Below are 12,050 nucleotides of genomic sequence, written 5' to 3' on the forward strand. Positions count from 1 at the left end.
CATAAGAAGGGGAACTGACATGACGACTGAAACGAAGACGACAAAGCCGCAGACGGGTATCTCCCGCCGCTCGCTTCTCAAGACCGGCGCTGCCGCGATCGGCGCTGCTGCCGGCTCCGGCCTGATCACTGGCTTTCCGACGATCTGGGCGCAGTCCAACATCACGCTGCGCCAGTTCGGTACCGGCGTTTCGAACATCAATGCGATCGCCGAACAGTGCAAGAAGGATCTCGGCATCACGCTCGAGATGACGGCGACCGATTCCGACGCCGCTGCTCAGCGCGCTGTTACCCAGCCTGACAGCTACGATATTGCCGACATCGAATACTGGATCCTGAAGAAGGTCTATCCGACCGGCGTCATCCAGCCGATGGACGTCAAGAAGCTGAAATATTACGACAAGGTCGTTCCGCTCTTCAAGAACGGCAAGCTGAAGCCGGACAGCGTCATCGCCCAGGGCACCGCGCCGCACACCGTCGGCTATGTCGAGAGCGCCGATGCCAAGACCTTCGCTAAGGGCGAGACCGAACTCTTCACCATGATGCCGACCATCTACAATGCCGATACGCTCGGCATCCGTCCCGATCTCGTCGGCCGCGATATCACCAGCTGGGCCGATATCATGGATCCGAAGTTCAAGGGCAAGACCTCGATCCTCAACATCCCGTCGATCGGCATCATGGATGCCGCGATGATCATGGAATCGCTCGGCAACATCAAATATGCCGACAAGGGCAACATGACCAAGGAAGAGATCGACAAGACGATCGAGTTTCTGATCAAGGCCAAGGGCGACGGCCAGTTCCGCGCCTTCTGGAAGAGCTTCGACGAGTCGGTCAACCTGATGGCCTCGGGCGAAGTCATCATCCAGTCCATGTGGTCGCCGGCCGTCGCCGCCGTCCGCTCCAAGGGCATCGCCTGCAAATATCAGCCGCTCAAGGAAGGCTACCGCTCGTGGGGCGGCGGCCTCGGCCTCGCCTCGCACCTCAAGGGCGCAGAGCTCGATGCGGCCTATGAATACATCAACTGGTACACGTCCGGCTGGGTCGGTGGCTATCTCAACCGCCAGGGCTACTACTCGGCCTGCATGGACACCGCCAAGAACTTCATGACGGCCGACGAGTGGGGCTACTGGATCGAGGGCAAGGCGGCGCAGGGCGATATCCTGTCTCCGGAAGGCAAGGTCATGGAAAAGGCCGGTGCAGTCCGCGACGGCGGCTCCTTCGAAGAGCGCATGGGCCACGTCGCCTGCTGGAACTCCGTCATGGATGAGGACCGCTACATGGTCCGCCGCTGGAACGAGTTCATCGCCGCTTGAGGTGATTGCGGCTTTCCCCTCCGTTCGGGGAGGGGAGGTCTTGCCATGAAGCACCCCCCTCTGCCCTGCCGGGCATCTCCCCCACAAGGGGGAGATCGACCAATGGCCCGCTTCTCGCCACTCATCGAAGGTGGAGTGAGCGGGCGCGCCCAGCCAATCTCCCCACCTGTGGGGGAGATGCCCGGCAGGGCAGAGGGGGGCGCCACCGAGTGCAATGCTAACTGGAAAAGAGATCAGCAATGGCGACGATCGCTTCAGCAGAGACACACGAGAAGGTTGACCGCGTCCGACGCCGCAGCGCCCGTCTGCCGTCGGTGGCGATATCCTATCTGCAGGCGCTGCCGCTCTTCGTCATTCTCGGAGCCTTCTTCCTGCTGCCGATCGCGATGATAGCCGTCGTCAGCTTCTGGGACTACGATTTTGCCGGTCTCTATCCGGCCTTCCTGACCATGAACTACACCGATACGCTCGGTTCCTGGGTCACCTGGAAGACCTATCTCAACACGCTGAAATTCACCGTAATCGTCTGGGCGCTGACGCTCTTCATCGGCTTCTGGGTCGCCTATTTCCTGGCGTTCCATATCCGCAAGACCTCGACGCAGATGATCCTGTTCCTTGTCTGCACCGTCCCCTTCATGACCTCGAACATCATCCGCATGATTTCCTGGATCCCGGTGCTCGGCCGTAACGGCCTCGTCAATCAGGCGCTGGTCTCCGCAGGCATCGTGCCGCAGCCGGTCGAGTGGCTGCTCTATTCCGATTTTGCCGTCGTGCTCGCCATGGTCCACCTCTACACGCTATTCATGGTGACGCCGATCTTCAACACGCTGATGCGCATCGACCGTTCACTGTTCGAAGCGGCGCGCGATGCCGGCGCCAGCGGTTGGCAGGTGCTGTGGAATGTCGTGCTGCCGCTCGCAAAGCCCGGCATGGCGATCGGTTCGATCTTCGTGATCACCCTTGTCATGGCGGATTTCTCGACTGTCCAGGTCATGTCCGGCGGCCAGAGTGCCTCGGTGGCGCTGATGATGAAGAACCAGATGTCGCTGCTGCAATATCCGGCGGCGGCCGCCAATGCCGTCGTCCTTCTCGCCGTCGTGCTCCTGATGGTCGCCGCCATCCTGCGCGTCGTCGATATCCGCAAGGAGCTCTGAGATGAACCGCGAAACGCGCAGCCTCGAATTCTACGTGCTCGCCCTGTTCTTCATCGTCTTCGTGCTGTTTCTCTATGGCCCGCTCTCGGCGATCCTGATCCTGTCCTTCCAGGGGCCGGATGGCGGCCTGACCTTCCCGCTGAATGGCGTCTCGGTACACTGGTTCTTCAATCTCTTCGAGAAGCAGGCGGTCGGCGATTTCGGCGCCTCCTTCACCCGCTCGTTCACGCTTGGCCTGATGGTCATGGTGGTGACGGTCGTGGTCTCGCTGCTCGCCGGTCTCGCTTTCCGCCGGAAGTTCCGGGGATCCACCGCGCTCTTCTATGCAACGGTTGCGAGCCTCGTCGTGCCCTCGATCATCATCTCGCTCGGCATCGGCGTCGTCTTCCAGCAGAGCGGCCTCAAGCCCGCCTGGTATTCGTCGGCCTTCGGCGCCCATCTCACCTGGACGCTGCCCTTCGGCGTGCTGATCATGTTTGCCGTGTTCAACCGCTTTTCGCCGGCTTACGAAGAGGCGGCGCGCGATCTTGGCGCCAGCTCCTGGCAGACGTTCCGCCATGTGGTTCTGCCGATGATCCTGCCAAGCCTGATCGGCGTCGGCCTGTTCGGCTTCACGCTTTCCTATGATGAGTTTGCCCGCACGCTGATGACGTCAGGCAGCTACAACACGCTGCCGCTCGAAATCTACGGCATGACGACCAACGTCACGACGCCGGTGCTCTATGCGCTGGGAACGGTCACGACGGTCTTCTCCTTCACTATCATCCTTGGCACGCTCGGCATCATGACAATGCTCGGCCGCCGTCAGGCAAAGATCAAATAAGATGCGCATATTGCTGGTTAATCCGAATACCACGGCCTCGATGACCGAAAAGGCTGCGGTTGCCGCCCGCGTGGTCGCCGCATCCGGAACAGAGATCATCTCCGCCACCTCCCGCATGGGGCCGGTGTCCATCGAAGGGCATTATGACGGCGCCCTGGCGATCCCCGGCCTGCTGGCAGAGTTGAAGGAGCGGCAGCCGGACGGCTACGATGCGGCGATCATCGCCTGCTTCGACGATACCGGGCTGGAGGCGGCCCGCAGCTTCTGCGATGTGCCCGTGCTCGGTCTCTGCGAATCCGCCGTGGCGACCGCCGGCTTCCTGGCGCAACGCTTCACGGTGGTGACGACGCTGGAGCGCTCGCGCGTGCTGATCGACAATCTCGTGCGCCGCTACGGCATGGGCGACCGGGCCAAGGTTCGCGCCTCCGATATTCCGGTGCTCGAGCTCGAAAACGAAGCTTCGGGCGCGATCGGCAAGCTGCGCGCCGAGATCGAGCGGGCGCTTGCCGAAGATGGCGCGGAGGCCATCGTGCTCGGCTGCGCCGGCATGACCGATCTCGCCCGGGAACTCCAGGCGCATTACGGTGTGCCCGTCGTCGATGGCGTCGCCGCCGGCGTCAAACAGGCGGAAGCGCTGGTTTCGCTCGGTCTTTCGACGAGCAAGCGCGGCTCCTACGCCTCGCCGCTGGCGAAGTCCTTCACCGGCGCAATGAGCCATTTCGCAACGGCCGGATGATGCCGGCCGCGTCACCTTGACGCCCTAGCCGCATCCCCGATCACTCTCTCCTCGACAGCTTCCGCGTCAGATGCTTTCCTGATGCCTCGCGCGCACTATCTTCACTGCGCCGAAGCCCAAGACGGAGGATCAGGTCAGTGTCGCAGCCATCCACCCCTCCGGGCGCGCCGGGCATAGAGCCGCGCTGGACCTCCAGCGACAAGACCGCCGTCGGACGGGCTGCGGGGGAGGCGGGCAATCTCTGGTTCACCGCCAGCCACGGCATCCTCAACGAGGTCTACGCGCCGCGTCTCGACCAGGCGAGCATCCGCGATTTCGGTTTCGTGGTCACAGCCAAGGACTATTTCTCGGAAGAGAAGCGCGATGCCGATCATCTTGTCGAAACGCTTGAAGACGGCGTTCCCGCCTTTCGCCTGACCAACACATCCAGAGACGGCCGTTACCGGATCACCAAGGTGATCCTCGCCGATCCCGATCGTGAAGTCGTGCTGCAGGACATCCATTTCGAAGCGCTGCTCGGTGATCTCCAGGATTATCAGCTGCACGCGATCGTCTCGCCACATCTCGTCAATGGCGGCGCCAACAACACCGGCTGGTACGACGATTTCAAGGGGCATCCGATGCTCTTTGCTTACGGTACCGGCCGCTCTCTGGCGGTTGCCTCGTCCGTGCCGTGGCTTGCGCGCTCGGTTGGCTTCGTCGGCTTTTCCGATGCGTGGCAGACTTTGTCGCGAGGCCAAGGTCTGCGCGAGGACTATCAGCGCGCCGAGGACGGCAATGTCGCGCTTGGCGGTACGATCGACCTGTCTCAGACGGGTGGGCGCGCCCTGCTTGCGCTCGGCTTCGGAACGCAGCCCGAGGAGGCGGCCTTCCGTGTGCTGCTCAGCCTGCAGCAGGGCATCGAACCGGCGCTGAAGACATTCAAGTCAGGCTGGCGGGAATGGCAGGGCAAGCTTCTACCGCTCGACGAGCCGCATGATCCGCGTGAGCTCAACCGCTACCGTGTCAGCACCGCTGTCCTCGCCACCCATCGCGACGATGCCTCGGGCGCGATCATAGCCAGCCTGTCGATCCCCTGGGGTTCGGCGAAGGGAGACGACGATCTCGGTGGCTACCATCTGGTCTGGACGCGCGATCTCGTGGAGACGGCAGGCGGACTGCTGGCCGCCGGTGCCAAGAAGGATGCGCTTGCCGTTCTCGATTATCTCGTGGCGACGCAGGAGGCCGATGGTCACTGGGTGCAGAATTCCTGGCTGGACGGGCGTGCCTACTGGAAGGGCATCCAGATGGACGAGACCGCCTTCCCGATCCTGCTTTACGATATGCTGCTGCGGGCAAAGGTGATCAGCCCCGCCGATGCAGGCCGCTACACGGCGATGATCCGGGCTGCCGCCCGCTATATCGTTCGGAACGGTCCCTGCACCCAGCAGGACCGGTGGGAAGAGGATGGCGGCTATTCGCCTTTCACGCTTGCCGTCGAGATCGCCGGGCTGCTTGCTGCCGCCGATGCCATGGATGCTTCCGGCAAGGCGGATGTGGGGCGCTACTTGCGTGAAGTCGCCGATAGCTGGAACGAGCAGATCGAAAGCTGGACCTACGCGACCGGCACGGAGCTGTCGAAAAGCCTCGGTATCCACGGCTATTACATGCGGATCGGCAGTTTCACCGGTGAAGGGCACAAGCGCTCCCCGGCGCTAGTGCCAATCAAGAATCGCAGCAATGCGGACATGACGCTGGAATCCGGACTATTGGTTAGCCCGGATGCACTGGCGCTTGTCCGCTTCGGCCTGCGGGCGGCTGATGATCCGCGGATCGTCAATACGGTGAAGGCGATCGACGCGCTGCTGAAGCGCGATCTTCCGGCCGGTCCCTACTGGTATCGCTACAACGAGGATGGCTACGGCGAGAAGGAGGACGGCTCGCCCTTCGATGGGGCCGGTATAGGCCGCCTCTGGCCGCTTCTGACCGGCGAGCGGGCGCTTTTCGAGATAGCTGCCGGGCGGACCGCAGAAGCCACCAGGCTGCTGGCGACGCTGGAAGCATCCGCGAGCCCCGGCGGGCTGCTGCCGGAGCAGATCTGGGACGAGGCCGATATCGCCGACAAGGAGCTGTTCCTCGGCCGCCCCTCGGGCAGTGCGATGCCGCTCGTCTGGGCGCATGCCGAGCATATCAAGCTGTTGCGCTCGCTGAAGGACGGCGCCGTTTTCGACATGCCACCGCAGACGTTGGCGCGCTACGTCAAGGGCAAGCCCGCGCCGGCGCCATGGATCTGGCGCACCAACTCGACCTACGACACCATTTCGGCCGGGCGCCTGCTGCGCTTCGAGCTGTTCGAGCCCGCCTATGTCCACTGGTCGGCGGATGGCTGGAAGACGGTACATGATGTGACGGCGCGGGACACGTCGATGGGCACCTGGATCGCCGACCTCCCGACGGACGGTATCGCTGTCGGCTCGGTCATTTCCTTCACGATCTTCTGGACCGGCCGAAACGACTGGGAGGGCCGGGATTTCCAGATCGCGGTCACGACCTAGTTCTTCCCTCCCCGGCCTATCAACGCGACATTTCAAAGCAGGATTTCCCCATGGACGCCCCCTCCGATAGCTCCACCACGCAGAAGACGGTCCTCGCCATCGATCTCGGTGGTTCGCATGTCAAAGTGCTCCTCAGCACCGGTGGCGAAAAGCGGGCGATGGTCTCGGGTCCGGACATGTCGCCGGACAAGATGGTCAAGGCCGTCAAGGAAATGGCGAAGGGGCTGGAATTCGACGTGATCGGCATGGGCTATCCCGGCCCGATCGAAAATAACCGGCCGTCGCTCGATCCGCATAACCTGGCGCCCGGCTGGAAGGACTATGATTTTGAAAAGGCCTTCGGCAAGCCGCTGAAGCTCGTCAACGACGCGCTGATGCAGGCGATCGGCAGCTATGAGGGCGGGCGCATGCTGTTTCTCGGTCTCGGCACCGGCCTTGGCGCGGCGATGGTCGTCGACAAGGTCTGCCTGCCGATGGAGCTTGCGCATCTGCCCTACAAGAAGAAGCAGACCTTCGAAGACTATGTCGGCCTGCGTGGGCTGGAGGCACATGGCAAGGCGAAATGGCGCAAGTCCGTTGGCGATGTCGCCGCCCGGCTGAAGGCGGCGCTGCAGCCCGACTACATCGTCATCGGCGGCGGCAATGTCGACAAGATCAAGGACCTGCCGGAAGACTGCCGCCGCGGCGACAACGAAAACGCCTTCAAGGGCGGCTTCCGCATCTGGCAGGATCCCGAGCTGAAGCTGTGACCCCGCCGGTGCGGCCGGCTATTGGCCGGCCGCTGGCAGCACCTCGAACTTCCAGAATTTCTCCGGCTTGAGATAGTCGTTGGCGAAGGCGCGGACGTCCTTGGCCGTGATCGTGTCGTAGCCGGTAAGATTGGCGCGCACGCGATCGAGACCACGCGGATCCGTCTGCGCGTTCTGCAGATATTCGATCCAGTATTCGTTGCTCTGCTGGCGGTGTTTCAGGGTTTCGATGATCGGCGCCCGGGCCCGGGCGAGCTCGTCGTCCGAAATGTCCTTTGCCTTCAGGTCGGCCGAGACTTGGTCGACGAGCTCGAAGAAGCGGGGGAGCTTCGCCGGCGTGGTGTCGACATAGATATAGGCATAGCCGTAGCCCGGAATGTCCTTCGACAGATCGACATCCGCCTGCACGCTGTAGCTCGCGCCCTCGGCGATGCGGAACTGGTCGATCAGCCGGTTCTGGATGACCTGCGAGGTCAGATTTGCGGTGAAGGACCGCGGCAGATCGGAGAGCATGTCGCCGACTGGCGTAGCGACGATCGCCGCGGCATTATCCGGGCGTCCCGTATGCGTGCCGATCGCAGGCGCCGCCTGGGCTGCCGGGAAGCTCGCCGTCTCGTCATGCGGAGCGCTGTCGGGGCGGGCGGGCAGGGCGCCGAATGTCCGCGCCGTCAGCGCGATCGCTTCGTCGGCCGTGATGTCGCCGACCACGGTCAGGCTGATCGGCCCCGTCGTGACCGCCGGCTTGAAGAGTTTCTCGAATTCGCCCGGCTGCGAGGAGGCCAGCTCGGCTCGTTCCGGGAAGGTCCAGCGTGGATCGCCGCCGTGCACCAATCCGGCAAAGTCGCGGCTGATGACGCCGCCGGGCGTTGCGGCATATTGGTTGAGCCCGTTCAGATAGGCCTGCTTGACGCGGTCGAAGACCTCCGGGCGGTATGCCGGGTCAGACGTATAGGCGGTCATCAGCTGCAACTGGATCAGGAGATCCCTGGTCCGCGTCTGGCCGTTGAACCGGAACGCACCGTCCTCCACCGAGAAGTCGATGTTGAACATGTTGGCTGCCAGCGCCCGTTGAATGTCAGGATAGTCCAAGGCTTTCACGCCTGAGAGAACGACGGCGGGCGACGCCCAGAGCACGGATGCCTGATCCTTCGGCAGGCTGGTGCGGCCATAGCCGATATCCTCGCGCACCAGAACCTCGTCGGCTCTCAGCTTGGTGGGTTTGACTGTCAGGCGCACGCCATTGGCAAAGCGCACCATCGTCAGGCCGAGATCGCTGACCTCACGGCGCTCGGCAACCGTGCCGGGCGTGCCGAAATCGGTATAGGGCCAGACGAGGTTTGCAGCGGTTTCGGGGGGCGGCGACCGTCACCGCACGGGAGGCCTCGTAGGCTTTCTTGATCTCATCGGTACCGCCGTTCGGCGGCTCCGCCGTCATCAGCACGACCTGTGGGCCGTTGCCGGAAAAGGTGGTGGGCAGGGCGTCGTTGACTTCCTTGGCGCTGATATCCTTCGTCATCTTCTCGAACAGCGCGAGATCGTCGGCCGGAGACGTAAAGACCTGGTCGCTATCGACAGTGTAGGCGAGCGAAGAGGCGAGATCGGTGCTCGTACGCGTCGCCGCACCCGAGGCCGCTGATTGCAGGTAGGCGCGATATTCGGTGACCTCGCGGTCGAGCTCCTGCTGCGATACGCCGAATTGCAGGAGACGGCGCTGCTCCTGTTCGATGCTGCTTAGGGCAACCTGCCACTTTTCCGGATCGCTGTTTGCGGTGATCATCACCGCGTGGGCAGATTCCAGAATGTCCTGCGAGCCGGCATTGGCGCCGGTAAAGGGCGCGTTGGGCTTGCTGGCGATCGTCGAGAAGCGCCGCCGCAGCACGGAAAGACCAAGATCTTCCACCATCTGCTGGCGCCGTTTGGCGTAGGTGTCCGGGGCGGCATCGAAAGGACGCGTCCAGACGATCTGGGCGCTCGTCATGCCACTCGGGATGGTCAGGAGATCGACGGTTTCCGTCTTCGGTTTCAGGGCGCCGAGATCAGGTGCAGGTGCTGGAGCACCATGAGCCTGCCAGTCGCCGAACCGCTTGCGGATATCGGCCTCCAGCGCGGCCGGATCGACGTCGCCGACGACCATCAAGGCCGCCCGGTCCGGACGGTAATTGGCGTTGTAGTAGTCGCGGACGCGATCGACCGGTGCCGTCTTGATGATATCGACCTTGCCGATCGGCGAGCGCGAAGCGGCGCGCTGTCCCTCAAGCAGGATGTTGGTAATGCCGATCGCCGCGCGATATTGCGGCGTGTCGCGTAACCTTTCTTCCGACAGGATCACGCCGCGCTCGCGATCGAAGGCGCCGGCATCGAGCGTCAGTTCGCTGGCGGTTTCTCGCATCAGCATCAGGCCGGTCGAGAGCGTGTCGCTGTCGACCTCCGGCAGATCGAGCGAATAGACCGTTTCGTCATAGGCGGTATTGGCGTTGGTATCGGGGCCGAAGGCCAGTCCCTTGCGCTGCAGGATGCGAATCATCTCGCCTTCGGGAACATGGGCCGAGCCCTTGAAAGCCATATGCTCGAGAAAATGCGCCAGTCCCTGCTGGTCGTCGTTTTCATCGAGCGAACCCGAACCGATGCGGAAGCGAATCGCCGCCTGCCCGGGCGGGGTGGCGTTGTGCATGATCGCATAGCGCATGCCGTTCGGGAGAACCCCGAAGCGCACATCCGGGTCTGCGGGAATATCGCTCTGCGTCTGCGGCCACGGGTGGGACGGCTGTTCCGCAAGGACCGGAGTGCTCGAGACCGCAATGGTGCCGAGGGCGACTGCTGCGATGAGGCGCAAACAGCTGAGGTAACGCATCTGGATCAAGTCCTGCCATTGATGGGAACGGTGTCAGGCGTGAAACCTCGCATAGCCCTTGGCGCGCAGCAATATGCGCCATTCGAAATGGATAAAGCTTGGTAACGAAATTCTCAATTTAAGCGATACAGAAAATGTCGCTCTACAACCGTTTTCGTGCGGCAGTTGCTCGGCCGAAATGGAGCTTAGATCGCTTTGAAATGCTAACTAAAACTGATTTTTTGATATAAAACAAAAAGCTTGATTTAAAAAATCTCCCAGAATAGCGTGGCAAAAAATCAAATTCAATAAACGAGGAACACCAAGCATGCGGGCTAAAGCCACCCTGAACCGGGAATTCACGATTTCGAACGTCGACAAGCGCGTCTATGGCTCATTTCTCGAGCATATGGGCCGTGCCGTCTACACCGGTATTTATGAGCCGGGTCACGAAAAGGCTGATAAGGACGGTTTCCGTACCGATGTTCTTGATATGGTGCGCGACTTGGATATGCCGATCGTGCGTTATCCGGGCGGCAATTTCGTTTCGGCCTATCACTGGGAAGATGGCATCGGCCCGCGCGACCAGCGTCCGACGCGCCTCGATCTGGCCTGGCGTACCCGCGAAACCAACCAGATGGGCGTCAACGAATTCGCCGACTGGTCGAAGCTTGCCAAGACCGAGATGATGCTGGCGATGAACCTCGGTTCGCGCGGCCTGAACGACGCCCGCAACTTCCTCGAATATTGCAATCATCCCGGCGGCACCTACTGGAGCGACCTTCGCGCCAAGCATGGCTACAAGGATCCGCACAATGTCCGCATCTGGTGCCTCGGCAACGAGATCGACGGTCCCTGGCAGGTCGGCCACAAGACGGCTGCCGAATACGGCCACCTCGCCAACGAAGTGTCCAAGGCTTTCAAATATTTCGACAAGACGCTCGAAACCGTGGTCTGCGGCTCGTCCAACGACAAGATGAAGTCCTATCCCGAATGGGAAGCGACCGTTCTCGACGCGAGCTATGACAGCGTCGACTACATCTCGCTGCACAAGTATTTCGGCAACGAGGAAAACGATACGCTGAACTACTACGCCAAGGCGATAGAGCTCGACCGCTATATCGTCACGATCGGCGGCGTCATCGATTACATCAAGGCCAAGAAGCGCTCGAAGCGCGACGTGAAGATCTGCTTCGACGAATGGAACGTCTGGTATCACGACCGCAAGGAAGACGACCAGCGCTACAAGAACTGGGATTGGCCGGAAGCCCCGCCGCTGCTCGAAGAGCTCTACAATCTCGAGGACGCGATCTTCGTGGCGTCGCTGATCAACGTCTTCATCCGCCGCTCCGACCGCGTCAAGATCGCCTGCATGGCGCAGCTCGTCAACGTCATTGCGCCGATCCTGACCAAGGCCGGCGGCCCGGCATGGCGCCAGTCGATCTACTATCCGCTGCAGTTCGCCTCGAAATATGGCCGCGGCACCGCGCTCTCCGTTTCTGCGTCAGGCCCGACTTACGATTGCGACGTGGCGCAGGACGTTCCCTATCTCGACCTCTCGGCGGTTCTGCATGAGGACGGCAAGACGATCGCCGTCTTCGCCATCAACCGCAGCCTCGACGAGGCGATGGATATCGACCTCGATCTCCAGGGCTTCAAGGGCGCAAAGATCCTCCAGCATCACACGATGGCCGGCGATGATCTGAAGGCGCGCAACTCGGTCGAGGACCAGAACCGCATCGTTCCCAAGGCGGGTTCCGGGCTGCAGATCACCGATGAGGGCAAGCTCACCGGCTCGCTGCCGGCGAAGTCCTACCATTTCATCCTGCTCTCTGTCGCTTCGGCGTGAACTGATTGCCATCGGGGCAGCGGAGGAGGCTGCCCCGATGGGAGTTCCAACCGGGAG

The 12,050-nt window shown here is 62.1% G+C and carries 7 protein-coding genes and 1 pseudogene; 7 read left to right on the forward strand and 1 reads right to left on the reverse strand.

The window, feature by feature from the left end; genetic code table 11:
• Positions 1-19 precede the first annotated feature (19 nt).
• The 6 genes from ABIE40_RS22450 (at position 20) to ABIE40_RS22475 (ending at position 7,314) form a co-directional block, all read left to right on the forward strand.
• Positions 20-1,318, forward strand: a complete 1,299-nt coding sequence (locus tag ABIE40_RS22450) for an ABC transporter substrate-binding protein (RefSeq protein WP_112715067.1) — start codon at positions 20-22, stop codon at positions 1,316-1,318.
• Between the two features lie 239 nt (positions 1,319-1,557).
• Positions 1,558-2,472, forward strand: a complete 915-nt coding sequence (locus tag ABIE40_RS22455; RefSeq protein WP_199625818.1) for an ABC transporter permease — start codon at positions 1,558-1,560, stop codon at positions 2,470-2,472.
• 1 nt (position 2,473) lies between these two features.
• On the forward strand, positions 2,474-3,295 hold the full coding sequence (locus ABIE40_RS22460; RefSeq protein ID WP_199625819.1) for an ABC transporter permease: 822 nt from the start codon (positions 2,474-2,476) through the stop codon (positions 3,293-3,295).
• A gap of 1 nt (position 3,296) precedes the next feature.
• Positions 3,297-4,031: an aspartate/glutamate racemase family protein gene (locus ABIE40_RS22465; RefSeq protein ID WP_199625820.1), complete on the forward strand. Its 735-nt coding sequence runs from the start codon at positions 3,297-3,299 to the stop codon at positions 4,029-4,031.
• A 137-nt stretch (positions 4,032-4,168) separates the two neighbouring features.
• A complete protein-coding gene (locus tag ABIE40_RS22470; protein WP_199625821.1) occupies positions 4,169-6,565 on the forward strand; it encodes a glucan 1,4-alpha-glucosidase in 2,397 nt (798 codons plus the stop codon).
• A gap of 50 nt (positions 6,566-6,615) precedes the next feature.
• Positions 6,616-7,314, forward strand: a complete 699-nt coding sequence (locus ABIE40_RS22475; protein ID WP_199625822.1) for an ROK family protein — start codon at positions 6,616-6,618, stop codon at positions 7,312-7,314.
• 18 nt (positions 7,315-7,332) lie between these two features.
• Here ABIE40_RS22475 and ABIE40_RS22480 read toward each other — a convergent pair.
• Positions 7,333-10,165: pseudogene (locus tag ABIE40_RS22480) on the reverse strand (M16 family metallopeptidase).
• A gap of 307 nt (positions 10,166-10,472) precedes the next feature.
• Between ABIE40_RS22480 and arfA the strand changes: the two are divergent.
• Positions 10,473-11,993 (forward strand): arabinosylfuranosidase ArfA, encoded by a 1,521-nt coding sequence (gene arfA / locus ABIE40_RS22485; protein ID WP_199625823.1) that lies wholly within the window; start codon positions 10,473-10,475, stop codon positions 11,991-11,993.
• The last annotated feature ends 57 nt before the right edge of the window (positions 11,994-12,050 follow it).

Source organism: Rhizobium sp. OAE497 (genome assembly GCF_040546565.1).
Taxonomy (GTDB): domain Bacteria; phylum Pseudomonadota; class Alphaproteobacteria; order Rhizobiales; family Rhizobiaceae; genus Rhizobium.